The organism is Nonomuraea sp. NPDC049378, assembly GCF_055586745.1.
Genome location: NZ_JBVJHP010000011.1, coordinates 232936 through 258331, shown reverse-complemented (window position 1 = coordinate 258331; position 25396 = coordinate 232936). Strand labels below are relative to the sequence as shown.

Annotated in this window: 26 protein-coding genes; 11 read left to right on the top strand and 15 right to left on the bottom strand. The window is 71.1% G+C overall.

From position 1 onward, the window contains the following. The first annotated feature begins 86 nt into the window (after positions 1 to 86). Positions 87 to 971, top strand: coding sequence for a phosphotransferase enzyme family protein (locus ACZ6SA_RS24845; protein ID WP_347645646.1), 885 nt, complete (start codon positions 87 to 89; stop codon positions 969 to 971). Between the two features lie 11 nt (positions 972 to 982). Here the strand turns inward: ACZ6SA_RS24845 and ACZ6SA_RS24840 are convergent, their stop codons facing one another. Together ACZ6SA_RS24840 and ACZ6SA_RS24835 are read right to left on the bottom strand one after the other, a co-directional pair. Beyond that, complete coding sequence (locus tag ACZ6SA_RS24840; RefSeq protein ID WP_347645647.1) at positions 983 to 1720, bottom strand: hypothetical protein; 738 nt, start codon at positions 1718 to 1720, stop codon at positions 983 to 985. Between the two features lie 41 nt (positions 1721 to 1761). Further along, positions 1762 to 3060 carry an FAD-dependent oxidoreductase gene (locus tag ACZ6SA_RS24835; protein ID WP_465830698.1) on the bottom strand — a complete coding sequence of 433 codons (1299 nt, stop codon included), beginning with the start codon at positions 3058 to 3060 and terminating at the stop codon, positions 1762 to 1764. Positions 3061 to 3125: 65 nt separating this feature from the next. Here ACZ6SA_RS24835 and ACZ6SA_RS24830 point away from each other — a divergent pair, with 65 nt between their 5' ends. Beyond that, positions 3126 to 3728, top strand: coding sequence for a TetR family transcriptional regulator (locus ACZ6SA_RS24830; protein WP_347645649.1), 603 nt, complete (start codon positions 3126 to 3128; stop codon positions 3726 to 3728). A 104-nt stretch (positions 3729 to 3832) separates the two neighbouring features. Here the strand turns inward: ACZ6SA_RS24830 and ACZ6SA_RS24825 are convergent, their stop codons facing one another. The 8 genes from ACZ6SA_RS24825 to ACZ6SA_RS24790 all read right to left on the bottom strand — a co-directional run bounded on the left by ACZ6SA_RS24825 (position 3833) and on the right by ACZ6SA_RS24790 (position 9679). Beyond that, positions 3833 to 4771, bottom strand: coding sequence for a beta-ketoacyl-ACP synthase III (locus tag ACZ6SA_RS24825; protein ID WP_465830696.1), 939 nt, complete (start codon positions 4769 to 4771; stop codon positions 3833 to 3835). Between the two features lie 134 nt (positions 4772 to 4905). Next, entirely contained in the window at positions 4906 to 5118 is a 213-nt protein-coding gene (locus tag ACZ6SA_RS24820; RefSeq protein WP_347623622.1) for a hypothetical protein, read from the bottom strand. A 37-nt stretch (positions 5119 to 5155) separates the two neighbouring features. Continuing rightward, the gene (locus ACZ6SA_RS24815) at positions 5156 to 5506 is read right to left on the bottom strand and encodes a YybH family protein (RefSeq protein ID WP_347645651.1); all 351 of its coding nucleotides are present in this window, start codon (positions 5504 to 5506) and stop codon (positions 5156 to 5158) included. Positions 5507 to 5509: 3 nt separating this feature from the next. Further along, positions 5510 to 5827, bottom strand: a complete 318-nt coding sequence (locus tag ACZ6SA_RS24810) for a DUF3140 domain-containing protein (RefSeq protein ID WP_132591350.1) — start codon at positions 5825 to 5827, stop codon at positions 5510 to 5512. 87 nt (positions 5828 to 5914) lie between these two features. Further along, positions 5915 to 6361: a YdeI/OmpD-associated family protein gene (locus ACZ6SA_RS24805; protein WP_443152041.1), complete on the bottom strand. Its 447-nt coding sequence runs from the start codon at positions 6359 to 6361 to the stop codon at positions 5915 to 5917. Between the two features lie 33 nt (positions 6362 to 6394). Next, positions 6395 to 7198, bottom strand: a complete 804-nt coding sequence (locus ACZ6SA_RS24800) for an alpha/beta fold hydrolase (RefSeq protein ID WP_347645653.1) — start codon at positions 7196 to 7198, stop codon at positions 6395 to 6397. Between the two features lie 327 nt (positions 7199 to 7525). Next, entirely contained in the window at positions 7526 to 8536 is a 1011-nt protein-coding gene (locus tag ACZ6SA_RS24795; protein WP_347645654.1) for a LacI family DNA-binding transcriptional regulator, read from the bottom strand. Between the two features lie 129 nt (positions 8537 to 8665). After that, positions 8666 to 9679 carry a LacI family DNA-binding transcriptional regulator gene (locus tag ACZ6SA_RS24790; protein ID WP_443152044.1) on the bottom strand — a complete coding sequence of 338 codons (1014 nt, stop codon included), beginning with the start codon at positions 9677 to 9679 and terminating at the stop codon, positions 8666 to 8668. Between the two features lie 110 nt (positions 9680 to 9789). Here ACZ6SA_RS24790 and ACZ6SA_RS24785 point away from each other — a divergent pair, with 110 nt between their 5' ends. The 5 genes from ACZ6SA_RS24785 to ACZ6SA_RS24765 all read left to right on the top strand — a co-directional run bounded on the left by ACZ6SA_RS24785 (position 9790) and on the right by ACZ6SA_RS24765 (position 15161). Further along, a complete protein-coding gene (locus ACZ6SA_RS24785; RefSeq protein ID WP_465830691.1) occupies positions 9790 to 11049 on the top strand; it encodes an ABC transporter substrate-binding protein in 1260 nt (419 codons plus the stop codon). Beyond that, positions 11046 to 11960: a carbohydrate ABC transporter permease gene (locus ACZ6SA_RS24780; RefSeq protein WP_465830689.1), complete on the top strand. Its 915-nt coding sequence runs from the start codon at positions 11046 to 11048 to the stop codon at positions 11958 to 11960. The genes ACZ6SA_RS24785 and ACZ6SA_RS24780 overlap by 4 nt, the downstream gene beginning before the upstream one ends. Continuing rightward, the gene (locus ACZ6SA_RS24775) at positions 11957 to 12721 is read left to right on the top strand and encodes a carbohydrate ABC transporter permease (protein ID WP_347645658.1); all 765 of its coding nucleotides are present in this window, start codon (positions 11957 to 11959) and stop codon (positions 12719 to 12721) included. The genes ACZ6SA_RS24780 and ACZ6SA_RS24775 overlap by 4 nt, the downstream gene beginning before the upstream one ends. Continuing rightward, positions 12714 to 14546, top strand: a complete 1833-nt coding sequence (locus ACZ6SA_RS24770) for a glycoside hydrolase family 127 protein (RefSeq protein WP_465830686.1) — start codon at positions 12714 to 12716, stop codon at positions 14544 to 14546. The genes ACZ6SA_RS24775 and ACZ6SA_RS24770 overlap by 8 nt, the downstream gene beginning before the upstream one ends. A gap of 129 nt (positions 14547 to 14675) precedes the next feature. After that, positions 14676 to 15161 carry a BTAD domain-containing putative transcriptional regulator gene (locus ACZ6SA_RS24765; RefSeq protein WP_465830684.1) on the top strand — a complete coding sequence of 162 codons (486 nt, stop codon included), beginning with the start codon at positions 14676 to 14678 and terminating at the stop codon, positions 15159 to 15161. Between the two features lie 152 nt (positions 15162 to 15313). On the opposite strand, the gene ACZ6SA_RS24760 is transcribed toward ACZ6SA_RS24765, so the two are convergent. Continuing rightward, on the bottom strand, positions 15314 to 16924 hold the full coding sequence (locus ACZ6SA_RS24760; RefSeq protein ID WP_465830682.1) for a cellulase family glycosylhydrolase: 1611 nt from the start codon (positions 16922 to 16924) through the stop codon (positions 15314 to 15316). A 178-nt stretch (positions 16925 to 17102) separates the two neighbouring features. Next, positions 17103 to 17750: a TetR/AcrR family transcriptional regulator gene (locus ACZ6SA_RS24755; RefSeq protein WP_347645662.1), complete on the bottom strand. Its 648-nt coding sequence runs from the start codon at positions 17748 to 17750 to the stop codon at positions 17103 to 17105. Between the two features lie 117 nt (positions 17751 to 17867). On the opposite strand from ACZ6SA_RS24755, the gene ACZ6SA_RS24750 reads away from it, so the two are divergent. From ACZ6SA_RS24750 to ACZ6SA_RS24735, 4 genes are read left to right on the top strand one after another with little or no spacing between them, the layout of a single operon-like run. Then, complete coding sequence (locus ACZ6SA_RS24750; RefSeq protein ID WP_347645860.1) at positions 17868 to 18356, top strand: (2Fe-2S)-binding protein; 489 nt, start codon at positions 17868 to 17870, stop codon at positions 18354 to 18356. Beyond that, positions 18353 to 19360: an FAD binding domain-containing protein gene (locus ACZ6SA_RS24745; RefSeq protein WP_465830680.1), complete on the top strand. Its 1008-nt coding sequence runs from the start codon at positions 18353 to 18355 to the stop codon at positions 19358 to 19360. The genes ACZ6SA_RS24750 and ACZ6SA_RS24745 overlap by 4 nt, the downstream gene beginning before the upstream one ends. Continuing rightward, positions 19357 to 21657 carry a xanthine dehydrogenase family protein molybdopterin-binding subunit gene (locus ACZ6SA_RS24740; protein ID WP_465830678.1) on the top strand — a complete coding sequence of 767 codons (2301 nt, stop codon included), beginning with the start codon at positions 19357 to 19359 and terminating at the stop codon, positions 21655 to 21657. The genes ACZ6SA_RS24745 and ACZ6SA_RS24740 overlap by 4 nt, the downstream gene beginning before the upstream one ends. Positions 21658 to 21681: 24 nt before the next feature. Continuing rightward, positions 21682 to 22140 (top strand): nuclear transport factor 2 family protein, encoded by a 459-nt coding sequence (locus ACZ6SA_RS24735; protein WP_347645665.1) that lies wholly within the window; start codon positions 21682 to 21684, stop codon positions 22138 to 22140. Positions 22141 to 22183: 43 nt separating this feature from the next. Here ACZ6SA_RS24735 and ACZ6SA_RS24730 read toward each other — a convergent pair whose 3' ends face one another. The 3 genes from ACZ6SA_RS24730 to ACZ6SA_RS24720 form a co-directional block, all read right to left on the bottom strand. Further along, the gene (locus ACZ6SA_RS24730; protein WP_347645666.1) at positions 22184 to 23476 is read right to left on the bottom strand and encodes an ArsB/NhaD family transporter; all 1293 of its coding nucleotides are present in this window, start codon (positions 23474 to 23476) and stop codon (positions 22184 to 22186) included. 74 nt (positions 23477 to 23550) lie between these two features. After that, entirely contained in the window at positions 23551 to 24165 is a 615-nt protein-coding gene (locus ACZ6SA_RS24725) for a mycothiol-dependent nitroreductase Rv2466c family protein (protein ID WP_347645667.1), read from the bottom strand. Positions 24166 to 24175: 10 nt separating this feature from the next. Next, positions 24176 to 25339 carry an AI-2E family transporter gene (locus ACZ6SA_RS24720; protein WP_465830675.1) on the bottom strand — a complete coding sequence of 388 codons (1164 nt, stop codon included), beginning with the start codon at positions 25337 to 25339 and terminating at the stop codon, positions 24176 to 24178. Between the last annotated feature and the right edge of the window lie 57 nt (positions 25340 to 25396).

Here is a 25396-nt window from a genome sequence, read left to right as displayed (position 1 = left end):
GTCTCCTTACCTCGCGGTGCAAGTTGCCTAAACCATCGCGCATCCGCCGCCAAACCGGAAGCGTGACGTTGCCGTAGCCTGGAGAGGTGATCTACGCCACTGCGCCACTGACCCCCGCAATACGCGAAGCCGTGGCCCTGACCTGGGGCTTAACCGGTGAGGGCGAGCGACTGCACGGTGGCGAGGAGTCCGCCGCCTACCGCCTCGACGGCCATGTGATCAGGGTCGGCCCCGCCGGGCGCGACCCCGCCGAATCCGAGTGGTGCCACGCGATCGCCAGGCATGCCGCCGCCACGCTGCGGGAGGCGCTCGCCCCCGTTCCCACCCCCGGCGGGACGACGGTCATCACGGTCGAGGGCCGCCCGATCTCCTGCTGGCCGCACGTCGACGGGGCCTGGCCCGACTCCGGGGTGCCCGCGCAGCGCGTGGCCGGCGCCCGCCTGCTGGCCCGGCTGCACCGGTCGCTGGCCGGCTGCCGGCCCGGCCCGCGCCCGGTGCCCGCCTTTCAGGAGTCCGGCCTGTACGGCGACCCGCCCCACGACGCCGCCGGGCTGGACGACCCGCAGCTCGACCGCTGGCTGGCCGGCTTCCACGCCCGGCATCCGCTGCGCCACCCGCTGCACGGCGACTTCTACGCCGGCAACACGCTCGCCAGAGACGGCACGATCGTGGCGGTGCTCGACTGGGACGAGTGCTTCGTCGGGGCACCCGAGATCGACCTGGCGGCGGCCGCGCTCGAATGGGGAGACGACCTGGCGGGTCCGAGCAAGGAGTTCGTCGACGCCTACCACGAGGCGGGCGGCACGGCCTCCCGGCTCGACGGGGAGTCGCTGGCCCAGCTCGTCCGCCACAAACTGCGCAGGGAGTACGCCTACTTCCACAAGGCCGCCCGCTCCGGGGTCGAGCACGACCAGGACGATCTCGACTACCACCGCGCCAGGGTCGAGCTGTTCCACCGCCTGCGCCCCTGACAGCGGCGGGCTCAAGGGCCCAGCCGCTCCCGCAGCAGCTCGACGGACAGGTGCGGCACCGTGGCCTCGCCGAACTCCGGCAGCCCCACGACCAGCTCGCCCTCGGCGATCCGCAGCCCTGCCCGCTCCGAATAGCCCCTGCTGCGCCGCGGCCCGATGGTGTAGAACGTGCCGGTGCCGTAGTCGATCCGCACGCTCTCCAGCGATGGCCGCGCGCTGGCCAGGCACGCTCCCATGGGCAGCCCCAGGTCGGTCCATGACGTCCTCGTGTGGGCGTGGCCCGCCACGACGAGCGCGGGCTCGACGCGCGCCTCCAGCACCCCCCGCGCCATCGAGGCGTCCCGCTGCGACCAGTCGCCGGTGAACATCCCCCCGTCGAAGAGCGTGACCCGCAGCCCCGGGATCGCCATGAACGTCGCGAAGTGCCCGGCCGTCACGCGCCCGTCGCCGATCCACCACAGCGGATGGTCGAGCCCCGTCCCGCTGCTGAGAAAGGCGTTGAGCTGCGGTTGCAGGCCGGCCGGCCATTCCAGGGCCAGATCGGTCAGGCCGAGGGCCCGCATGAGACCGAGGATGATCAGCGGGTTCTCCTTGACGCCGTGCATCTCGCCGAGCAGCAGCAGCCCGGCCTCGTCGATCGAGCGCCTGGCCCGGTCGAGCGCGGGGGTGTCGACGGCCAGCTCGTACGCGTCCGTGTCGAACTCGGTCACGGCCTTCAGCAGGCCTTCCAGCGTGTCGATGCCGGGCATGCCTCCACATTCCGCGCACCGGCCCGTCCGCGCAACAGCGGTCAGGAGAAGACCTTGGCCTTGAGCGAGGGGAATCGCTGGACCAGGCGCAGGAAGCCCTTGAACCCCATGCGCGCCACCCGGCTGTCGCCGATGAACTGCTCGGCCGAGCGCAACGAGTCGCGTACGGCGGCGAAGCCGTACTCGCGCATTCGGGCCTCGTAGCGGGCGATGGCCGCGACAGGGTCGCCACCGCTCGTGGGCCCGCGGGAGGTCGCGCCCGTGCGCGAGCCCGCGAGCGCGCGCGTCAGCTCGGCGCGGAGCAGGCGGGCGTCGCGGAGGGCGGTGTTCGCGCCGATGCCACGCATCGGGGTCATGCTGTGGATGGCGTCGCCGATGAGGGTGATGGTGGAGGCCGGCCACGGGTCGATCGGGATCGAGGTGCGGATCGGCAGGAGGGTGACGGTGCCGGGGTCGGTCATGTCGACCAGCCTGCGCAGGTCGGGGTGCCAGGAGCTGATCATGCCGGCTACGGTGCCCTGAAGTTGTGAGCCCGACATCTCCGTAATATCCATCGGGAAGCGGCCGGCGGTCGCGCCGAACGCCCACAGGATGTAGCTGCTGGTGTTGTCCATCAGCGCGCTCTCCTGCTCGGTCACCCCGATCCCGCCGTACGTCACGGCCTCGCCCAGGTCGTGCGGGGCCGTGAACAGGCCCATGCCCCTGGGCGGGATGACGGTGTTCGGCCCGTCGGCCAGTCGCGGGGCCACGAGCCTCCTGGTCGCGTCGGTGAGCGGGAACTTGCCCGCGACCGTGGTGATCCCGGTGTCCACCCGTCTGGCGTGCGGCAGGTGCTGCTCACGGACCCGCGAGTTGCCGCCGTCCGCGGCGACCACGATGTCCGCGTCCTCGCTGGTGCCGTCGGCGAAGAAGAGCCGGATCCGCCCGTCAGGCAGCCTTTCGTACCGCTCGTACGTCTTCCCGAACCGTACGACGTCGTCCAGGCCGGACAGCAGCACCTGCCTGAGCGTGATGCGGCTGACCGAGTGGTGGTCGTCGGCGGGGTCGCCGGCCTTGGGCGTTTCGAGCAGTGCGACCAGGTTCAGCCGTTCGGTGAGGAAGCCGAAGTCCTGGCCGCCCCGTCCGGTCGTGGCCAGAAAGGCCTCCCACAGGTGGGAGGGCAGGCAGTCATGCAGCGCGCGGGCGCCGTGCGGGTCGATGTGCACGCGGTAGCCCTGCAGCCGGTCGGAGGGGGTGCGGTCCCGCTCGTGAACGGTCACGTCGAGACCGGCTTTGCGCAGCCCCTGGGCCAGGCAGAGCCCGCCGATCCCGCCACCGATGATCGCGATGTGAGGTGTCATGCGAGCAATAGTCATCCGTTTGGCTGATTCTGTCAACCAAACGGATGGATGATAATCTGCCGACCATGAGACGAGCACCGGAGGAGAAGCAGCGCGACCCCGAGCGCACGAAGGCCCGCATCCTGCAGGCGGCGCTCGAGGAGTTCGCCGCGAAGGGGTTCGCGGGGGCGCGGGTCGGCGAGATCGCCGCCAGAGCCGGCGTCAACAAGCAGCTGATCTCGTACTATTTCGGCGGCAAAGAGGGCCTCTACCAGGCGCTGAACGCACGATGGCACGTGGAGGAGAGCACCTTCGCGGACCCCGCGTCCGAGCTCGCCGAACTGGTCGCCGGCTACGTGCGGGCCAACTCCTCCCGCCGCGACTACGGCAGGCTGATGCTCTGGCAGGGGCTCACGGACGACGGCCCGCCCGACCCGGCGTTCGTGGCCGACGTCCGCCGCGACCTCGAGCACCTGCGCCGGCGCCAGCAGGACGGCGAGTTCCCCGCAGACCTGGACCCCGGTGCCGTCCTGGTTGCGCTGTTCTCCATGGCCGCGGCCGGCATCTCCTTCCCCCAGCTCATCCGCGCCGTCTGGGACGACGACCCGGCCTCACCGGAGTTCGCCGAGCGTTACGCGCGGGAGATCCGGAAACTGGTCGGCCACCTGCGCACCGTTCCCGCTCCATAAGACCCTCGCCGCGCGCGGGCGGTGGATCGATGATCCTCTCACCGGCTCGACGGGCACATCGCTCAGGCGCCGGGTGTGCGGGTGCGGCCGAGGCCGGGGTGAGGTCAGGGGCAGCGGACGATCATTCCCGCATAGGACAGGTTGCCGCCGAAGCCGAACAGCAAGATCGGCGCCCCGCGGCGGACCTCACCGCGTTCGAGGAGCTTCGACAGCGCCAGCGGTACGCTCGCGGCAGAGGTGTTGCCCGATTCCACCACGTCACGCGCGATGATCGCGTTGACCGCGCCGAGCTTCTTGGCGATGGGCTCGATGATGCGCAGGTTCGCCTGGTGCAGCACCACAGCGGCCAGTTCCTCGGGGGTCACGCCGCCGCGTTCGCACGCCTGCCGCGCGATCGCGGGGAGCCGGGTGGTGGCCCAGCGGTAGACGCTCTGGCCGTCCTGGGAGAAGCGTGTGGGCGTGCCCTCGATCCGTACGGACCTGCCGAGCTCCGGGACCGACCCCCACACGACCGGTCCGATCTCCGCGTCGGGAGCGGCGCTGACCACGGCCGCGCCCGCGCCGTCACCCGTCAGCACGCACGTGGTCCTGTCGGTCCAGTCGGTGACCGCGGTCATCTTCTCGGCGCCCACGACCAGGGCGTTCGTCGCGGCGCCCGCGCGGATCGTGTGGTCGGCGACGGCCAGGGCGTGGGTGAAGCCCGAGCACGAGACGCCGACGTCCATCAGGGCGGGGGAGGGCACTCCCAGCGCGGCGGCGACGCGGGAGGCGACGTTGGGGGCGCGCTCGGTCTGCGTGCAGGTGGCGACGAGTACGAGGTCGATGTCGGACGCGTCGAGCCCGCTGCCGGCCAGGGCTTTGGCGGCGGCGTGGGCGGCGAGGTCGGACACGCTCTCGTCGGGACCGGCGACGTGCCTGGTGCGGATCCCCACCCGCTGGGTGATCCACTCGTCGTTGGTGTCCACCATGGTCGCTAGATCCCCATTAGTAAGGATTTGTGCGGGCTGGTAGTGACCTGTGGCGACGAGTCGTGATCCAGTCATGGGGCGGACTATAGCTCCCGCCTCCGCGGAGCGACACGAAGGGCTTCGACCGGGGCCCGGCTGCGGACGGGGGCAGCGGGCATCGCGGGCCGGTGTCCTCTCGACGGCCGGCCTCGGGTGGTGAACCTGCCGGACTAGTCCGCCGACAACCGGTCGAAGATCGCGAGCGCCGCCGTGCGCACCTCTGCCGGGGTGAGCCCGTCCAGCGTCTTCCTGGCGTCGGTGATGTCGCGGGTCGTGGCGAGTGTGATGGCCACGGACGAGGCGGCGGCGCGGTCGATCGATCCCGTCGGGGCGGCGTCGGCCAGCTGCTGGGCGCTCGCGGCGAGGTCGAGGTTGTCTTTCAACGGATCTCCTCGGGTGAAGGCGGCTCGGGCCATTGCATCATTTGACATCGTGCAGCATCCACCATTCGGTGAATTCCCGGCACCGCCCGTCCGGCGCGAAACGGATGACCCAGAGGTTGCTATACGTTTTATCCGGATATGTCGTGACTCCTTGGATGATGCTCATGTCGTCCGTCACGCACACCGGATGCCACTCGAACGTGGCATCGCCCGGCTTGTCCTGCTGCGCCAGCCATCCCGAGACGATCGCGTCGTGCCCCTGCCAGGGCGAGCTGTACGGCTCGGTGTAGTAGACGGCGTCCTCGGTGAACAGCGCGGAGATGTCGCCGGGATCGTTGGAGTTCCAGGCTCGTACGTACCCCTCGATCCACGCGCGCGGCGCGACCATGTGCTATCCCCTCAACGGATCGTGACCCACGGACATGAGCTCGCGCCGCGACTCGTCGTCCGTCCGGTCACCCATCGTCTCGACGAGGTCGACGACCTGCCGCATCACGTCGAGATCGGCGCTGGTCAGGTCGCCCTTGCGCTTGCTCAGGACGTGCAGCACACCCCGGCCGAGCTCGTCGATGCCCAGGTCAGGGTCGGGCGGGAAGCCCTCCTCGTCGGAGGCGTCGGCGAGCAGATGCGCGCGCAGTTCCTCGGAGTTCATGTTGACCGTCCGGTGGAACTCTTCCCACAACATCTCGGTGTCGAAACCCTCAGTCATGGAGCCCCGCCTACCCGCGAGCCCGCGCGTTACGCCCCTGCTCAAGGCCACTGTCGGGCGGTGGTCATGCGGCCCGTGGGAGTGCGGTCACGCCACCCCGTCGGCGAGCCTGGCGACGGAGTCGGCCACGCGCCTCCGCCGGGTCTCCGGCTTCTTCGCGCCCTCGACGAGGAGCACGTAACGCCTCTGCCGTGAGTACGACAGGCTTTCGAAGAACGCCCTGGCCTCGGGAGCTCGGCCGAGCGCCTCCGCCAGGTCGGCCGGCACCGACACCTGCCTGGGCGCGGTGTCGAGCGCGATGTCCACCTCGGCCTCGTCGCCGGCGGACAGCCCGGCGCCCTGCCGGTTCTCGGCGCTCAGGGGCACCATGAACCGCCCGCCCATCGTCGCCACCGTGCTGCGGTAGGAGTGGGAGCCGATGGTGACGGTCACGGCGGGCCGCCGGCCGCCGCCGAGTTCTTCGACGACCTCGGCCGGGACCTCGAAGCCCGTGGCGGTCTTGCCGGCCAGCTCGATCCTGGTGCGGAACCTCATCACATACCTCCGGAAAAGGGGCGGGGGAGCAGGTCAGCGGAAGAACTCCGTCAACACGGGCGCCAGCGCCGCCGGCTTGACGATGTGGGTCTGGCCGTCGAGCGTGCGGTGCTCGGCGCTGGGCAGCAGGTCGGCCAGCGACCTGGCGGCGTTGCGGATCCACGGCTTGCTCTTGCCGCCGTCCATGACGAGCGTGGGCGTCTTGACCGCGGCCCAGCTCGACTCGGGGTAGGGCTCGCCCTTCTCGTACGGCGCCACGAACGCCGCGTCGTACGGCAGCGTGTGCGCCACCGACTTGAGCGTGGACCAGGCCGGCATGAACCGCATCATGGTCACGACCATGCCCGGCAGCCCGACGCCCGTGCGCATGAAGTAGCGCACCGCGTCGGCGCGGCGGCCGGCGGCCACCAGATCGTTCAGCGTGCGCTCGTAGCCGGCGGGGATGGCGGGGCGGGTGCCGTCGACGATGAAGGGCGGTTCGTACAGCGCCAGCTTCTCGACCGGCACTCCCGCGTCGGCGGCGGCCAGCGCGAGGGCGGCCCCTGACGACGTGCCGTACAGCCGCACCGGGCCGCCCGTCCCTGCGGCGAGCTCGGCGAGCGCGGCGAGGTCCTCGATCTCGCGCTCCGTCGTGTACGGCGGGGTGTCGCCGCTCTCGCCTCGCCCGCGCCTGTCGTAGGTGTAGACCGTGAAGTCGCCGGCCAGGGCGGTGGCCAGGCCGGTGTTGATGCTCTGCGCGCGGAAGCTGAGCGCGCCGTCCACGAGGATGACGGCGGGGCCCTGGCCGGCGCGGGTGTAGGCGATGGTGGTGCCGTCGGCCGAACGTGCTGTGCTCATGCGTCGAACGTAGAGCCGACAAAAAAATTTGTCAAGGCAGGTCACGGTCGTATCTCGGTCGGGCACGGGCGTATTCAGGAACGCCGCCCGGCGCTCCGTACGGACGGGATGTGCCGCGAAGGAGGGGACGGCGCGTGCCGCGGCGGGAATGCGCGGTCTGCCAGCCACGCACCTGGCACCCGCGGCACGCGCCGCGGACCTGCGCGCACGGGGCCCGCGCAGGCAGGAAGCGCACGAGGGCCCGCGCCGGAGAGCGCGGGCCCGCGCGTCCGGATCAGGGGCGTGCGGGACGGGCGCGCCGGATCGCGGGAATGGGACTCGCGCCGGTCAGGCGCGCGCGGGCCCGGTGCTGCCGCGCGGCGTGAGCGCGGCCGCCTGATCCTGGTAGGGGGGCACGCTCTCGCCGGAGATGAGGGCGAGCAGCCGCTGGGCGGCGTGTGCGCCGTAGGCGGGGATGTCGCGGGTGAGCGCGGTCAGCGGCGGCCGGACGACCTGCGCCAGCGGCGAGTCGTCCCAGGCCACGATGGACAGGTCGCGCGGCACCTCCACCCGCATCTCCTGCGCCACCGACAGGCCGGCCACGGCCATGATGTCGTTGTCGTAGACGATCGCCGTCGGCCGGTCGGGCGAGCTGAGCAGCCGCCTGGTGGCCCTGGCGCCCTCCTCGCCGGTGTAGTCGGTGTGCACGACGACGTGCTCGGCCACGCCCTCGCAGGCCTGCGCGAACGCCTGGTCGCGCACGGTCGTGTGGACGAGCTCGGGCAGCCCGGCGACCCGCGCGAGGCGGTGGTGGCCGAGCGCCCGCAGGTAGCCCACGGTCTCGCGGACGGCCTCGCCGTCGTCGGACCAGACGGCCGACAGCGAGCCGGACTCCGAGGGGTGGCCGATCACCACGACCGGCATGCCGAGCCGCTCGAGCTCGGCCACGCGGGTGTCGGCATAGTGCAGGTCGACGAGGAACGCGCCGTCGATGCGGCTCTCGCCCCACCAGTGCCGGTAGACCTCGCTTTCCTGCTGGTGGCTGGTGACGACCTGGAGCAGCAGCGCGTAGGAGCGGTCGGCGAGCACGCCCTCGATGCCGGAGATCAGCTCCATGAAGAACGGCTCGACGCCCAGGATGCGGGCGGGCCTGCAGAGCGCGAGGCCGACGCAGTTGGCCCTGGCGCCGTTGAGCGCCCGGGCCGCGCTGTTGGGCCGCCAGCCGATCTCGTCGGCGATGGCGATGATCCTGGCCCGCGTCGCCTCCGACACCCCGGGCTGCCCGTTGAGCGCGTAGGAGACCGCCACCTTGGACACTCCCGCCCGGCTGGCGATGTCGGCGATCGTCGGTCGCTTCACGGACGTCCTCTCCTGAACCGGATAACCCTCTCCACTGTAGGCCACCGGCATCCAGCTGCCCTGTGTGCCTCCGGAGGAGACATTAACCGTTTAAGCCAGGTACGTCACATGCGCTGTCGCCGGCGGAGGTCAGGAGACGCCGGGCGGGGAGGTGGAGTCTCTGATCACGAGCTGGCAGGGCATCTTGTGCACCCCGGGCGTGGCCCTGCCGTCGATGGCCGCGAACAGGTGCTGCGCCGCCGTCCGCCCGAGCAGCTCCAGATTCATGTCGACCGTCGTCAGCGCCGGCCGGGTCTCCGTGGACAACACCTCCCAGTTGTCGTAGCCCACCACCGCGATGTCGTCGGGCACCCGCCGCCCGCGCTCGCGGGCGGTCTCCACGAAGCCGGCCGCGATCTGGTCGCTGCCGCAGAACACCGCGTCGATCTCCGGCTCGGCCATCAGCAACATCTCGGCCGCGTGCCGCCCCCACCGCTGGGACCACGCCCCGGACAGCGTCTGCCCGGCCTGCTCAAGGCCGGCCTCCGCGAGCGCCAGGCGCAGCCCCTCCTCGCGGTCGCGGGCCGCCTTGTAGTGCGCGGGGCCCGTGACGTGCGCGATGCGGCGGCGGCCCAGTGCCAGCAGGTGGTTGACGGCCATCGCCGCCGCCCCCACGTCGTCGGGCACGAACGACACGTCGGCGGGGTCCTCCGACGGGCCGTAGGCGTAGACGACGGGGACCGGCAGGTCCTTGCTCACCGAGGGGCGCGGGTCGGTGCTCTCGCCCACCACGATCAGCCCGTCGACCCGGCGTGACAGCAGCGCGCGCACGTGGTGCTGCTCCCTGATCGCGTCGCCGCGCGCGTCGCAGAGCAGCACGGCCATCTCGCCGGCCCCGAACGCGTCCTCCGCGCCGAGCAGCACCGGGATGCCGAACCGTCCGACGCTGTCGGAGGTCAGCAGCCCGACCGTGCGGGTCTGCCCGGACAGCAGCCCTCTGGCCAGGGCGTTCGGCTGGAAGGAGAGCTCCGCCGCGGCGGCGAGCACGCGCTCGCGCGTCGCCGCCCGCACATCCTGGCGCCCGTTGAGCGCCTTGGACGCCGTGGCGATCGAAACCCCCGCCAGCGAGGCCACATCATTGATGGTCGCCCGCTTACCCGCCATGTTTCGAAACCCTTTTCGTCACCTGTGAACTGCATAGCACCCTAACACCCATTGACATGGGGTCATGTTTCTTCTACGTTTCCGAAAACCTTTAAGTCCAGGAGCACATCATGAGACGAAGGCTGGCCGGGATCTCACTCCTCGGCGTGTTAGCGCTCACAGCAGCGGCCTGCGGCAGCGGCGGCGGCTCGCAACCGGCGGACGGTCCCGTGACGATCACCATGTGGACCCGCGCGGCCACCCAGGCGCAGAGCGAGCGCCTGGTCAAGGCCTACAACAGCAGTCACAAGAACCAGGTCAAGCTCACCGTCATACCGACCGACAACTACCAGCCACGCATCGCCGCCGCGGCCGGCGCCAAGCAGCTTCCCGACGTCTTCGCGGCCGACGTCATCTTCGTCCCGAACTACACCTCCCAGGGCCTGTTCATGGACGTCACCGACAGGATCGCGGCCCTGCCCTACAAGGACGATCTCGCGCCCTCGCACATGAGGCTCGGCACCCTCGACGGCCGGCAGTACACCCTCCCGCACACGCTCGACCTGTCGGTCTGGTTCTGGAACAAGGACCTCTACACCAAGGCCGGGCTCGATCCGGAGAAGGGGCCCGCGACCCTGAAGGAGTTCGCCGAGCACGCCACCACCATCCAGGACAAGCTCGGCAAGGACGGCAAGGTGCACGGCACCTTCTTCGGCGGCAACTGCGGCGGCTGCTACGTGTTCACGTTCTGGCCGTCGGTGTGGGCGGCAGGCGGGCAGGTCATGAACCCCGAGGGCACCACCTCCCTCAACGACCGGCCGGCCATGACCGAGGTCTTCAAGATCTACCGCGAGCTGTACGAGAACAAGGTCACGGGCCCGACGACCAAGGAGGAGCAGGGGCCGACCTGGACCGGCTTCTTCCCCAAGGGCGAGATAGGCGTCATGCCGATGCCCTCGACCATGCTCGGCCTGATGCCCGAGGACATGAAGATCGGCGTCACCGCGATCGCCGGGCCCGACGGCGGCGAGTCGACGTTCGTCGGCGGCGACTCCATCGGCGTCTCCGCCACCTCCGAGCACGCGGACGCGGCCTGGGAGTTCCTGTCCTGGACGGTCTCCGACGAGGCGCAGGTCGAGATCATGGCCAAGAACAAGGACGTGGTCGCCCGCACGGACCTGGCCGGCAACAAGTACTCCGCCGAGGACCCGCGCGTGGAGCTGATCAACTCGCTGGTCGCCAAGGGCCGGACGCCGTACGCGCTGCGCTTCGGCCAGACCTTCAACGACCCGCAGGGGCCGTGGCTGCGGCTGGCCCGCGAGGCGGTGTTCGGTGACGCCTCGAAGATCTCCCAGCTCAACGCCGAGATCACGAAGTCGCTGCAACAATGACGTTGACGAGCGCCCGATCCCTGCGGCGGCCGGCCCGCCCGGCTCCGCCCGCACGGTGGCGGAGCAGGAAGGCGCAGGGCTGGCTCTACGCGGCCCCGACCGCCGCCATCGTGGGCGTGCTGTTCGTCGCCCCCCTGGTGCTGGTCGTCTGGATGTCGCTGAACCGCTGGCCGCTGCTCGGCCCTGCCCGGTTCAACGCCCCCGGCAACTACCTCAAGATCGCCGACAACGCGCTCTTCGTCGACGCGGTGTTCTTCACGCTCAAGTACACCGCGATCACCACGGTCCTGCTGTCGGCCGTCGCGCTCGGCCTCGCCCTGCTCGTGCAGGAGCGCGGGCCGGGCATCGGCTTCTTCAGGACCGCGTTCTTCCTGCCGGGGGCCGTCGGCTTCGCCGCCGCCGGGCTGCTGTTCTACGGCATGCTGAACAACGACTTCGGCCCCATCGACCCCATGCTGCAGGCGCTGGGCATCACCAGCGAGCCCGTCAGGTGGATCGGCACGCCCGACATGGCGCTGTTCTCCACGATCGCGCTGGTGCTCTGGCGCTTCGCCGGGTTCAACATGCTCATCCTGCTGACCGGCCTGCAGGCGATCCCCGTCGAGGTCTACGAGGCCGCGAGGAGCGACGGGGCCGGCCGCGGGCAGATCTTCACCAAGATCACCCTGCCGCTGCTGCGCCCGACGCTGGCGCTCATGCTGATCCTCAGCGTCACGGGCTCGCTGCTGGCCTTCGACCAGTTCTTCGTCTTCACCAACGGCGGCCCCGACAACAGCACGGTCTCCATGGTCATGGTCATCTACCGGGCCGCGTTCTTCCGCTTCGACCTCGGCGGCGCGGCGGCGATGTCGGTCGTGCTGCTCGTGGCCCTCGTCGGGCTCAACACGCTGATGATGCGGAGGCTTCGGTGAGCCGGTATCTCACGCTGTCCGCCCTGGCGGTGCTGTTCCTGTTCCCGCTGGTGTGGAGCGGGTACGCGTCGCTGGAGGAGCCGTCCAACTACCTGGAGATGGCCCGCTTCGGCGAGGGCGTCGGCACGTACGCGACCAACAGCGTGCTGGTGTCGTTCATGACGGTGGCGGGCACGCTGGCCGTCTCGGCGCTCGGCGGCTACGGTTTCGCCCGCTTCGACTTCCCGGGCAAGAACCTGTTGTTCCTGGCCACGCTGGCGATCCTCATGGTGCCGTACGCGACGATCCTGATCCCGCTCTACGTCCTGCTCGGCTATCTCGGCCTGCAGAACTCCCTGGCCGGGCTCTCGCTGGTCTTCGTGATGTTCCAGCTGCCGTTCGCGCTGTTCATGATGCGCAACGCGTTCGAGGCGGTGCCGCGCGAGCTGGAGGAGGCCGCGCTGGTGGACGGCTGCGGCACGTTCACGGCCTTCTCCAGAATTCTGCTGCACGCCGTGCGGCCCGCGCTGGTCACGGTGGGCCTGTTCGCGTTCCTCGCCTCGTGGAACGACTTCTTCGCACCGCTCATCCTGCTGAACGACGGCGCGTCGTTCACCCTGCCGGTGGCCGTGGTCAGCATGACGTCGCAGACCATGGGCGCGATCGACTACGGCATGCTCCAGTCGGGCGTCATGGTCATGGCGATCCCCTGTCTCATCCTCTTCATCGTGCTGCAGCGCCACTACGTGCGCGGATTCATGTCAGGAGCTCTGCGTGGCTGACCCCGTCGTGCCCTCATCGGGCGTCCTCTCCCCGCTCGGCCTCGACGCGGTTCGGCTGTCGCCCGGTTTCTGGGGTGACCGGGTCGCGCTGAACCGCGAGGTCACCATCGCCCACTGCCAGGAATGGGAGGAACGCGAAGGCTGGATCGGCAACTTCCGCGGCGAGCGCCCCCGCCGGGGCCGGGAGTTCAGCGACTCGGAGATCTACAAGCTGCTGGAGGCCATGGCCTGGGCGGACCATCCGGGGCTGCCCGCGCTGGCGGAGACCGTGGCCCGGGCCCAGGAGGGCGACGGCTACCTCAACACCCGCTGGTCCGGCAGCCGCTACACCGACTTCGCGTGGGGGCACGAGCTCTACTGCTACGGCCACCTCATCCAGGCCGGGGTCGCCCGGCTGCGCGTGCATGGCGAGGACCGGCTCACGGAGGTCGCCGTCAGGGCCGCCGACCACGTGTGCCGCCGCTTCATGGAGGGCACGGAGACGTGCGGGCACCCCGTGATCGAGATGGCCCTCGTCGAGCTCTACCGCGCGACCGGGACCGAGCGTTACCTGGAGATGGCCCGCCGCTTCGTCGAGCGGCGCGGCCTGCCCTCGCTGGCGGACATCCCCTTCGGCCGCGCCTACTACCAGGACGACCTGCCCGTCAGGCGGGCGCAGGTGTTCCGCGGCCATGCGGTCCGCGCGCTCTACCTCGCCTCGGGCGTGGTGGACGTGGCCGTCGAGACCGGCGACGAGGAGCTGCTCAAGGCGGTCGAGGCGCAGTGGGAGCGCACGGTCGCGCGGCGCACCCACCTGACCGGCGGGATGGGGTCGCGGCACGCCGACGAGTCGTTCGGCGAGGACTACGAGCTGCCGCCGGACCGGGCCTACAACGAGACGTGCGCGAGCATCGCCTCCATCATGCTGTCGCACCGGCTGCTGCTGGCCACCGGCGACGCCCGGTACGCCGACCTGGCCGAGCGCACGCTGTACAACATGCTGGCCACGGGGGTCGCCCTGGACGGCCGGTCGTTCTTCTACGCCAACCCGCTGCAGGTGCGGGTGCCCGCGGTACCGCTGGAGGGCGTCAACCACGCTCCCGAAGGCGGGCTGCGCTCGCCGTGGTTCGACGTGTCCTGCTGCCCGAACAACATCGCCCGCACGATGGCGTCGTTGCCCGCCTACATCGCGACCTCCTCGGCCGGCGGGATCCAGATCCACCACCTCACGCCGTCGGAGATCCGGCACGGGCGGCTGGCGGTCAGGGTCGAGACCGGCTACCCGTGGACCGGCTCGGTGCGCGTGCGGGTGCTGGAGGGCGGTCCTGGAGGCATCACGCTGCGCGTGCCGGCCTGGGCTTCGGGCGCGACGATCGTGCACGTGCCCGCGCCGGCTCCCGGAGCGCCGCCTCCCGGCGACCCCGCGGTCAGGCCGGCCTCTCCCGGCTACGTCTCCGTGGAGGGGCCGTGCCGGGCCGGCGACGAGATCCGGCTGGAGCTGCCGATGGCGCCCCGGTGGACGTTCCCCGACCGGCGGATCGACGCGCTGCGGGGGAGCGCCGCGGTCGAGCGAGGGCCACTGGTCTACTGCGCGGAGTCGGTGGCCGACGAGCCGCCGCTCGGCGACCTGGCCGCGCGGGTCGGGCCGCCCGTGGAGCGCGAGATGGACGGCGTGGTCGAGCTGGAGGTGGCGGCGGCGCTCGGCTCGGGGGGCGACGGCGGCTGGCCGTACGCGCCGGTCGCCGGCGGCCGGGCGGGCGGCGCGTACGTCACGCTGCGGCTCGTGCCCTACCACCGGTGGGGCAACCGCGGCCCCGCGACCATGCGGGTCTGGCTACCGATCTGACCTGGAGATGTGCTGGATGTGGAGAACTGACACGTGAACATAGGAATTGTCAAGGTTTATGTAGTCTTTGCCTTATGTGGGATGATGGATTGCGTTTCGGCATCCTCGGGCCGCTGATCATACGGGCGGGTGGACGGGCCGTCCGGCTGGCCGCGGGAAAACGACAGGGTCAGCCCGCACGAGCTGGACATGCTGACCTTCACCGAGCTGATACGGCAGGCGGAGTCCTCACTTGAGCGGCGCCGCCCGGAGATCGCCCTGAAGCTGTTCCGCCTTGCGGACGACCTGTGGCGCGGCAGCCCGCTGGCCGCGCTCGAGCTCGCCGCGGAGATGGTGAAGGCGCCGAAGGACGACACCGGTTTTGCGCCTTCCCGGTCTGGCGCCGATTTTCGCGCGACCGCCCGGAACATCTCCGGGAACATACGGAACTGCACACCCTTGGACTGGATGGTGAAGAAAAGCCCCAGGAGGACGACCACGGGAATGAGAAAATATGTCCACAAGCCGTCAGTGATATCGGCGAGCGCAGCATCCATAAAGATGTCTCTCGTGTGTGAGGGGTTGCCAGCGGTATTGAACTCGAAACCCGATGTGCGGGTGGATTCGGCATGCTAGCGACCGCCGATACAATAGTGATACATCGCGAAATTTCAATTATCTTTGCATTGTTGAATGGTTCGTCAATCGCGGTGTCGCCGATCGTGTCCCCGCCGGGCGGAAACGCGGCGGGGACACGATCGGCGACGGGAAGAGGGCGCGGTCGGCGGTCAGGAGGCGGTGCAGGTGTAGGAGCCCGCCGTGGCCGTGTCGCCGCCGGGACGGCCGGCCTGGAAGCCGAAGCTGGTGGAGCCGCCGGCGGCCAGGCTGCCGTTGTAGCCGGCGTTCCGCGCCGTGACGGTCTGCCCGCTGACGCTCAGCGTGGCGTTCCACGAGCCGGTGACGGTGTGCCCGGCGGGCAGCGTGAAGGTGACGGCCCAGCCGCTGATGGCGGAGGAGCCGCCGTTGGTGACGGCGACCTGCGTGACGTAGCCGCCGCCCCACTGGCTCTGGACGGTGCCGGTGGCCGTGCAGCCGCCGCCGGGGCCGCCGCCGGACGACGTGGTGAACGTGGTCGTGGGGGAGTTGCCGGACAGGTTGCCCGCGCCGTCGCGGGCGCGCACGTACACCTGGTACTCCGTCGCGGCGCTGAGCCCGGTCAGCGTGATCGTGTTCGTGGTGGTCCTGCCGAGCAGGGCGTCGGTGCCGCCCTGCTCGCGGTAGACGTCGTAGCCGGCCAGGCCGGAGCCGCCGGAGTCGGTGGCGGCCGTCCAGCGGAGGGTGGCGCCGCTCGCGGTCACGTTCGTGGCCGACGGGGTGCCGGGGGTGGTCGGCGCGGTGGTGTCGTCGCCGGTGCCGCCGCCGAAGAACGTCGCCTCGCGTGAGGTCTGCCCGATGCCGTCGGCGCCGTTGAAGATGCGCTCGCCCCAGGAGGTCAGGCTGGAGGCGTTGAAGTTGTTCACCATGTCGAGGTATTCGACGCCGCCGCCGTTGCCGCTCCACGACCAGCCGATGTAGCCGACGCCGCGCGACCGGGCCTCGGACATGATCGTGTCCTCGTCCGGGTTGCCGTCGGAGTGGTCGTGCCCGAACTCGCCGATCACCAGCGGCAGGCCGGCCGACTGGAAGGCGCCGAGGTAGGCGGTGATCTCGGCGGCCGTGTCGAAGACGCCGTACATGTGGATGGAGAAGACCGTGTTGTCCTGGGGGTCGGCGGCGGCGACGGTCGCGGCGTTGTCACGCATGGTGAACTGCCAGTCCTGGCCCCAGTTGGGCGCGTCCACCATGAGCAGGTGGTCGAAGCCGAGGCCGCGCATCCGGGTGATCGCGTCGGTGGTCGCGCTGGTCCAGGCGGAGACGTTGGAGTTGCCGTAGGGCTCGTTGCCGATGTTGATGACGATGAAGTCTTCGGTCCCGGTGAGCGCGCTCCTGACGCTGCTCCAGTAGTCGACGGCCTGGCTGAGCGTGTACGCGCCGCCCTGCTCGCCGTAGCCGGTCGTGTCGTGGTTTTCGAGCACGCATATTAACCGGTTCTGTCTGCACAGGGAGACGACGTTGGCCACGTCGGTGGCGTCGTTGGGGGTCCATCTGCCGCCGCTCAGCACCACCCGGACCGTGTTGGCCCGCAGCGACTTGATGCCGGCGAAGGAGCCGGTCTGGCTGGTGAACCAGGTGTGCGCGTGGCTGACGCCGCGCATGACGAACGGGTTCCCGTTGGCCTCCACGATCCTGGTGCCGCTGACCCGGAGCCCGGTCGCGGCGTGCGCGGGAACGGGGGCGACGATCATCGAGACGAGGAGCGACAGGAACGCCGCGGCCACGAGCCCGAGCCGGTTGGTCATGAGGGTGCCTTTCCGCTGGGGTTAACCGGTTATGTAACCGGCATGGTCTGCGGATCCGGTCCTCGTGTACAGCGGTGGCCGGGAGGCGGCACGCACTCCCGGGCGCGGGGGAAGGGCCCCTACATGGGAAGACGCCGCGCCCGGCCCGGCGCGCGCCGGCGGTCCTGGGCTGAAAGTTTCATCTGAGCGTGGGCAGCCCGGCGGCCAGCGCCATGAGGGCGCGGAGGAGGCTGGGCCGCAGCTGGGGGCAGTGCGCGGCGAGCTCGGGATCCTGGGCGTAGAGCTCGGCCATCGTGGGGGGCGGGTTGGCGGCGGGATAGAGCATGCCGGCCAGCCCCGCGGCGGCGGAGACGAGCTCCATGCCCTCGCGGTCGGTCAGCCCCGTGGCGCGGCCGACCTGCGCGCCCAGGTCGGCGGCCGTGCGCAGCGCCGTGATCTTGAACTCGCGGGCCGCGGCGACCGACACGTTGTGCTCCAGGCTGGTGCTCGAATGGCTGAGCAGGTCGCAGAAGAGCGGCTGGTCGATGATGGTGTCGGCCAGCGCCGCCGCCACGTCGGCCGTGTCGCGGGCCGTGCGCAGCCGGTCGGTGGCCGCGTCCGCCCACCGCTGCCACTCCTCGCAGGCGAGGACGAGGTAGATCTCCTCCCGGGTGCCGAAATAGCGTACGACGTTGGACTTGGCCAGCCCGACCGCCTCCGCGACCGCCCCCAGGCTGACGTTGCGCACGCCGGACGCGGCGGCGAGCTCGCGCGCGGCGGCGAGGATCGCCTCGCGCCGCTGCTGCTTGTGCTCCGGCCGCCTGGCCCGCATGAAGGTCCGCGTCATCGTCGCCCAGCATACGCCTGCTTAAAAGAACGTCGTTCTCTTGTTAACGAAACGTCGTTCTGTTAGCGTCGCCGGGACAACGGTTCCGACGGAAGGAAGCGCGTGACCGAGATACGGATGCGGGTGAACGGCGCCGCCGAGTCCCTCGACGTCGAGCCGTGGGTCAGCCTGCTCGACGCCCTGCGCGACCGGCTCGGCGTCACCGGCCCCAAGAAGGGCTGCGACCAGGGCGCCTGCGGCGCCTGCACGGTGCTCGCCGACGGCGTGCGCATCAACGCCTGCCTGGCCCTGGCCGTCCAATACGACGGCAAGGAGATCACCACGATCGAGGGCCTGGCGACCGGCGATGACCTGCACCCGATGCAGGCGGCGTTCATCCGGCACGACGGGCTCCAGTGCGGCTACTGCACACCCGGCCAGATCTGCTCGGCGGTCGCCATGCTGGCCGAACACCGCGCGGGCATGCCCAGCGCCGTGACCGAGCGGCCGGGAGAGCTCAGCGAGGCCGAGATCAGGGAGCGCATGAGCGGCAACCTGTGCCGCTGCGGCGCCTACAACGGCATCGTCGACGCCATCAAGGACGTCGCGGGTCAGGAGGCACGGTGAAGCCGTTCGCGTACGTCAAGCCCGCCGACGTCACCGGCGCCGTCCGCGCGATCTCCGACGAGCCGGGCGCGAAGTTCCTCGGCGGCGGCACCAACCTGGTCGACCTCATGCGCGAGGGCGTCGAGCAGCCGGACACCGTCGTCGACGTCACCGGCCTGCCCCTCGACACGGTCGGTGAGCTGCCCGGCGGCGGGCTGCGGATCGGCGCGCTGGTGCGCAACAGCACGCTCGCGGCCGACGAGCGGGTGCGCGCCCGCTTCCCGGTGTTGTCACAGGCGCTCCTCTCCGGGGCCTCGGCCCAGCTCCGCAACATGGCGACCGTCGGCGGCAACCTGCTCCAGCGCACCCGCTGCCCCTACTTCTACGACCACGCCGCCGCCTGCAACAAGCGCGAGCCGGGCGGCGGCTGCGACGCGCTCGGCGGGTTCAACCGGTCGCACGCCGTCCTCGGCGTCAGCGGCAGCTGCATCGCCGCGCACCCCTCCGACATGTGCGTGGCGCTGGCCGCGCTCGACGCCGTGATCGAGGTGGAGAGCGTACGCGGGACGCGGCGCATCCCCATGACGGACTTCCACCGGTTGCCCGGTGACACACCGGAGATCGAGACGGAGCTGGCCCCCGACGAGCTGGTCACGGCGGTGGAGCTGCCGCCCGCCCCGGTCGCGGCCCGCTCCCGTTACCGCAAGGTGCGCGACCGGGCGTCGTACGCGTTCGCCCTGGTCTCCGTGGCGGCGGCGCTGGAGGTGCGGGACGGCACGGTGACGGCGGCGCGGCTGGCGCTGGGCGGGCTCGCGGCCAAGCCGTGGCGGGCGCACGAGGCGGAGCGGATCCTGCTCGGCGGGCCGGCGAGCGAGGAGTCCTTCACCCGCGCGGCCGAGGCCGAGCTCGCCGGGGCCGACGTCCGGCCGGGCAACGCGTTCAAGGTCCACCTGGCGCGCGCCACGATCGTGGCCACGCTGCGCGAGCTGAACACCGGAGAGGGCCCGGGAAAGGACAGGGCATGACCACGAAATTCGCCGAGACCGAGCAGCGGCAGGACACCGTCAAGCACGTCGGACGCCCGGTCGACCGGGTCGACGGCCGGGCCAAGACCACCGGCGAGGCCCGCTACGCGGCCGAGCACCGCTATCCGGGAATGGCCCACGCCGCGCTCGTCCACGCCACGATCGCCAGGGGCCGCATCGAGGCCATCGACACCGAGGCCGCGCGGGCCGTGCCCGGCGTCATCGAGGTGCTCACCCACGAGAACGCCCCGCCCATGAAGCCGGCGCCGAAGACCAGCCTGATGAACCCCAGCTCGCTGGCCTCCGGCACGTCGGTCCCCTACCTGGGCACGGACGAGGTGCACTGGAACGGCCAGCCGGTGGCGGTCGTGGTGGCCGAGACGCCCGAGACCGCCAGGCACGCGGCGTCCCTGGTGCGGGTCGCGTACCGCGAGCTGCCCGCCGTGGTGGACTTCGCGGCCGAGGAGCCGAACGCGCAGCCGCAGAAGGGCAACGTGCTGCAGCCGGCCGGCGGCGACAAGGGCGACGCGGTGGCCGCGCTCGCCGCCGCCCCGGTCTCGGTGGACCTGCGCTTCACCACGCCGCCGGAGCACCACAACGCGATGGAGCCGCACGCCACGATCGCCGTGTGGGACGGCGACCACCTGACGGTGCACGAGAGCACGCAGAACATCGCCTGGCTGCGCGCCCACCTTGCGCTGAGGTTCGGCATCCCCGAGCGGGCGATCAGGGTGCTCTCCCCCTACGTGGGCGGCGGGTTCGGCGGCAAGGGCTTCGTGTGGGCGGGCACGCTGCTCGCCGTGCTGGCCGCCCGCGCGACCGCCCGCCCCGTACGGCTCGCCCTCACCAGGGAGGGCGTCTACCGCACGGTGGGCGGCCGCACCCCCACCGTGCAGCGGGTCGCGCTGGGGGCCGGCGCCAACGGTGACCTGACCGCGCTGATCCACACCAGCGTCGCCACGACCGGACGGATCGGCGGCATGCCGGAAGGGGTGATCTCGTCCTCCCAGCACCTCTACGACGCCGCCACCATCCACCTGCGGCAGCGCATCGTCCAGCTCGATCTGCTCGCCAACACGGCCATGCGCGCCCCCGGCGACTCCGTCGGCTCCTTCGCGCTGGAGTCGGCCATGGACGAGCTGGCCTGCGAGCTGGGCATCGACCCGATCGAGCTGCGCAGGCGCAACGAGCCCGCGCGCAACCCGATGGACGGCAAGCGGTTCACGCACCGGATGTTGCGCGAGGCGTACGAGCTGGGGGCGGAGCGGTTCGGGTGGCGGGAGCGCGACCCCCGGCCGGGCTCCATGCGGGACGGCCGCTGGCTGGTCGGCATGGGGGTCGCCACGGCGTACCACTCGTCGTTGACGATGCCGGCCAGTGTCACAGTGCGGCTCGCCGCGGACGGCACGGTCGTGGTGCGGTGCGCCCTCCAGGAGATCGGCGTCGGCGCGGCCACCGTGCAGGCCCAGATCGCCGCGGACGAGCTGGGCGTTCCGCTGGAGGCGGTACGCGTGGAGATCGGCGACTCCGAGCTGCCCGCCGGGCCGGGGGCGGGCGGGTCGGCGCAGACGGCCAGCGCCGCGGCCGGGGTGCTGGACGCCTGCCGCAAGCTCAAGGAGTCGGCGCTCGCCCTGGCGCGGCGGGCCCCCGACTCGCCGTTGCGCGGGCGCAGGCTGGCCGAGCTGGAGGCCCGCGACGGCGGTCTCCACCACGGCGGGCGCGGCGAGACGTACACGGCGATCCTGGCCCGCGCGGGACGCGACCACCTGGAGGCGGGTGGGGGGACGGGCATGCTGAAGTTCCTGGCGAGGACCCTGAACGAGCGCAGGCGCTGGGTGAAGGGCGCGAGCGGCGCCCACTTCTGCGAGGTGCGCGTCGACCGGGACACCGGAGAGGTACGCGTGTCGCGCTGGCTGGGAGTGTTCGACGTCGGCCGGGTGATCAACGCGAAGACCGCGGCGGCGCAGCTGCGCGGCGGCATCGTGATGGGCATCGGCATGGCGCTGTCGGAGGCGACCCAGGTGGACCCGCGCACCGGCCGCGTCATGAACCCGAGCCTGTCCGAGTACCTCGTGCCCGTGCACGCCGACATCCCCCGCATCGACGTGCAGTGGCTGGACGTGCCCGACCCGACGACGCCTCTGGGGCTGCTCGGGATCGGGGAGGTGGGCATCACCGGGGTCGCCGCCGCGGTCGCGAACGCCGTCAGGCACGCCACCGGCAGGCGGGTCGTCGACCTGCCCATCACCCTCGACAAGCTGCTGGAGGTCCACGGTTCGCCGGGCCGCCCAGGCTAGGCTTCCGTGGAGAAGGAGGCGCCCATGTCCCGCCCGCCCGTCCCGCCGTTCACCGAGGAGAGCGCCCGCGTCAAGGTGCAGGCCGCCGAGGACGCCTGGAACACCCGCGACCCCGAGAAGGTCGCGGGCGCCTACACCGAGGACTCGGTGTGGCGCAACCGCGACGAGTTCGTGACCGGCCGCGACCAGATCGTCGAGTTCCTGCGCCGCAAGTGGGCGAGGGAGCTCGACTACGCGCTGCGCAAGGAGTTGTGGGCGGTGCTGGGCGACCGCATCGCGGTGCGCTTCCAGTACGAGTCGCGCGACGCCACCGGGCAGTGGTGGCGCAGCTACGGCAACGAGCAGTGGGAGTTCGACGCGTCGGGCCTGATGCGGCGCAGGGAGGCCAGCATCAACGACGTGCGCATCACGGAGGCCGAGCGGCGCATCTTCGGCCCGCGCGGCGAGGCCGAGCACGGCGTGGACGTCCTGCCGCTCCAGTGAGGGCGCGCCCGCGCAGGTGAGGGCCCGCGCGGGCGAGGCCCGCTCAGGTGAGGTAACGCAGCCACAGGTACGGCGTCGACAGCGCCACGGTCACGAACGTGACGACCAGCCCGTACTTCGTGAACTGCCAGAAGCTGATCGGGGTGCCGTTGCGGGCGGCGATGCCGAGGATGACGACGTTGGCCGCCGCCCCGACGGCCGTCGCGTTGCCGCCCAGGTCGGCGCCGATGGCCAGGGCCCACCACAACACCTGCGCCGACTCGCCGCCGCCCGCGGCCTGGACGAGCTCGGCCACGATGGGGCTCATGGTGGCGACGTACGGGATGTTGTCCACGACGGCCGACAGCACGGCCGAACCCCACAGCAGCACCATCGCCGACAGCGCCAGCCGCCCGCCGGTGGCCTGCGCCGCCGCCTCCGAGACCATCCCGATGACCCCGGTCTCCACCAGGGCCCCGACCATGACGAACAACCCCGCGAAGAACACCAGCGTCGGCCACTCGACCTCGCGGATGGCCTCCTCGGTCGTCACCCGGGTGGCCGCGACCAGCACGCCCGCGCCGAGCAACGCGACCACGGACGGCTCGTAGTGCAGCACGGGATGGAGCACGAACGCCGCCATCACCAGCACCAGCACGGCCAGCGACTGCCGCAGGAGCCGGTGGTCGGCGATGGCCTCCCGCTCGTTCAACGTCATGATCTCCGCGGCCCGCTCGGGGTCGTACGTGAACGCCGACCTGAACAACCACCTGCACAGCCCGATGAACACCGCCACCAGCACCACGATGAGCGGCGCCATGTGGACGAGGAAGTCGTTGAAGGTCAGGCCGCCGCGGCTGGCGATGATGATGTTCGGCGGGTCGCCGACGAGCGTGGACGCGCCCCCGATGTTCGACGCCAGCGCCTCGGCGATCAGGTAGGGGGCCACGGGCAGCGCCAGCCGCTCGCACACCAGGAACGTCACGGGCGCGATCAGCAGCACGGTGGTCACGTTGTCGAGCAGCGCCGACGCGCACGCCGTGATCACGATCAGCAGCGCCATGAGGCGGAACGGCCGGCCCTTGGCCCGTTTGGCCGCCCAGATGGCCAGGAACTCGAAGACGCCGGTCTGTTTCAGCACCCCAACGATGATCATCATGCCGAGGAGCAGGAAGATCACGTTCCAGTCGATGCCGGAATGTTCGCTGAAGAACGCCGAGCCCGCGTCGGTGGCGTGGATCGCCAGCATGATCGCCGCGCCGCCGAGCGCCGCCGTGACCCGGTGCACCTTCTCGGTGGCGATCAACGTGTACGCACACAGGAACGCGGCCACCGCCACCCAGGCCGTAACGGTCAAACGAACTCCAGAGTCGGTGACAGGACCGCCGGAGACACACGTTATCAACCCTGATCACAGGGCCCGCGGAGGCTTCAGCCGAGCACCGGCTCCTGGTGCGGCCCGCCCTTCAGCTCGTGGAAGCCCGGGGTGCCCGCCACCAGCAGCGTGCCGTCCCACAGCCGGCCGGCGTCCTCGCCGCGCGGGACGCGCGACACGACCGGGCCGAAGAACGCGATCCGCCCGCCGCCGCCCGGGCCGTCGCCCGTGCCCGTGACGGCCACGATCGGCGTGCCCACGTGCTCGCCGACCAGGGCGATGCCCTCGGCGTGCGAGGCCCGCACGTCGTCGTCGTAGTCGGTGGACAAGCCGGCTTCGGCCAGCCCGGCCGGAAGCCCCGCGCTCTCCAGCGCCGCGCGCAGGTCGCCGATCCAGTCGCCGCCGTCGCCGGTGGTCCACAGCGCGGTGTAGAACCGGCCCAGCGCCTCCTGGCCGTGATGCCGCCGGACCGCCGCGCACACGCGCACCGGGACCCACAGGTAACCCTCGGGGTCGCCCTCGGGGTCGTCGTCGCGGCCCTCGTTGAGCACGGACAGGCTCATGACGTGCCAGCGCACCTCGACTTGCCGGACCTTCCGCACCTCCAGCAACCAGCGGGAGGTCACCCAGGTGTAGGGGCAGGACGGGTCGAACCAGATGTCGGCGATCACGCGGTAGACCCTAGTTCTTGCCGGCGGGCGGTTCGCCGTCCCCCGGCACGGCAGGCCTGAGATGCGACGGCTCCTTCCCCTCCGGCTTGGGAGGCGGCGGCTCGGGCGGCGGGTCACGGAAGAGCTCGGGTACCGACCGGTAGAGGATCGCGGCGATCGGCACGGCGACGACCGCGCCCGCGATGCCCGCCAGGATGCCGCCGACGGCCAGCACGATGATGATGGCCAGCGGGTGGAAGCGCAGCACCCTGCCGACGATCAGCGGCTGCAGCACGTGGTTCTCGAGCTGCTGCTCCACCACCAGGATGCCGACGAAGATCAGCGCATAGACGGGGCCCCTGGATCCGAGCGTGACCAGCGTCGCGACCGCCCCGGCGAAGAAGATGCCGACGATGGGGACGAAGCTCGCCAGGAAGATCAGCAGGGCGAGCGCCGGCCAGAGCGGAACCCTCATGACCGCCAGCACGATGCCCATGACGATGCCGTGCACCGCCGCCACGGCCACCGTGCCGTGCACGTAATGCGAGAGCGTCGCCCAGGCCGTCCGTCCCGCCCTGTCGACCCGCGGCGCCGCCGTACCGAACCCCTTGAGGAACCAGCCCCAGATCCGGTCGCCGTCCTTCAGCAGGAAGAACGTCACGAACAGCAGCAGCACGATGGAGGCCAGCACCTCGAGCACCACCATGGTGCCCTGGAGCACCGTGGTGGTGATCTGCTGCTGCTGCGCCCTGATCAGGGCCGCGACGTCCTCGACCCACTGGCTGAGCTGGTTGGGCTCCAGGCGCAGCGGGCCGCTGTAGAGCCAGCCCTCCACGGTCTTCGCGGTCTCCTGGACCTGCCTGACCAGGCCGGGGAACTCCTCGTTGCCGCGTACACCGATGATCCAGCCCGTCGCGGCCAGCACGGCGAGCGCGACGAGCATCGTCACCCACGTGGCGTAGATCGGTCGCATGCCCGCCTCGCCCAGGCGCTTGGTCAGCGGGAAGAGCAGCGCCGTGAGCAGCAGCGCGACCGCCACGGGCAGCGCGATGAGGCGCATCGCCGCCACCACGCCGATCAGGTAGTTGGCCACCACGCCGATGAGGATCAGGCACGCGCTCCACGCGGCCATCCTGGCCAGCAGCGGCGGCACCAGCCCCCACAGGGGCTCCCGACCAAGCTTGAGGTTCTTCACACCATCATCTCTGCCCCGAATGGGCGGGACTCCACGGCGAACGGTGATCCGAACCAG

Coding starts and splice junctions, on each gene's coding strand:
- ACZ6SA_RS24840 (WP_347645647.1), bottom strand. CDS start 1,720: ATGCCCGGCATCGACACGCTGGAAGGCCTGCTGAAGGCCGTGACCGAG.
- ACZ6SA_RS24835 (WP_465830698.1), bottom strand. CDS start 3,060: ATGACACCTCACATCGCGATCATCGGTGGCGGGATCGGCGGGCTCTGC.
- ACZ6SA_RS24830 (WP_347645649.1), top strand. CDS start 3,126: ATGAGACGAGCACCGGAGGAGAAGCAGCGCGACCCCGAGCGCACGAAG.
- ACZ6SA_RS24825 (WP_465830696.1), bottom strand. CDS start 4,771: ATGACTGGATCACGACTCGTCGCCACAGGTCACTACCAGCCCGCACAA.
- ACZ6SA_RS24815 (WP_347645651.1), bottom strand. CDS start 5,506: ATGGTCGCGCCGCGCGCGTGGATCGAGGGGTACGTACGAGCCTGGAAC.
- ACZ6SA_RS24810 (WP_132591350.1), bottom strand. CDS start 5,827: ATGACTGAGGGTTTCGACACCGAGATGTTGTGGGAAGAGTTCCACCGG.
- ACZ6SA_RS24805 (WP_443152041.1), bottom strand. CDS start 6,361: ATGAGGTTCCGCACCAGGATCGAGCTGGCCGGCAAGACCGCCACGGGC.
- ACZ6SA_RS24800 (WP_347645653.1), bottom strand. CDS start 7,198: ATGAGCACAGCACGTTCGGCCGACGGCACCACCATCGCCTACACCCGC.
- ACZ6SA_RS24790 (WP_443152044.1), bottom strand. CDS start 9,679: ATGGCGGGTAAGCGGGCGACCATCAATGATGTGGCCTCGCTGGCGGGG.
- ACZ6SA_RS24785 (WP_465830691.1), top strand. CDS start 9,790: ATGAGACGAAGGCTGGCCGGGATCTCACTCCTCGGCGTGTTAGCGCTC.
- ACZ6SA_RS24780 (WP_465830689.1), top strand. CDS start 11,046: ATGACGTTGACGAGCGCCCGATCCCTGCGGCGGCCGGCCCGCCCGGCT.
- ACZ6SA_RS24760 (WP_465830682.1), bottom strand. CDS start 16,924: ATGACCAACCGGCTCGGGCTCGTGGCCGCGGCGTTCCTGTCGCTCCTC.
- ACZ6SA_RS24755 (WP_347645662.1), bottom strand. CDS start 17,750: ATGACGCGGACCTTCATGCGGGCCAGGCGGCCGGAGCACAAGCAGCAG.
- ACZ6SA_RS24750 (WP_347645860.1), top strand. CDS start 17,868: ATGCGGGTGAACGGCGCCGCCGAGTCCCTCGACGTCGAGCCGTGGGTC.
- ACZ6SA_RS24740 (WP_465830678.1), top strand. CDS start 19,357: ATGACCACGAAATTCGCCGAGACCGAGCAGCGGCAGGACACCGTCAAG.
- ACZ6SA_RS24735 (WP_347645665.1), top strand. CDS start 21,682: ATGTCCCGCCCGCCCGTCCCGCCGTTCACCGAGGAGAGCGCCCGCGTC.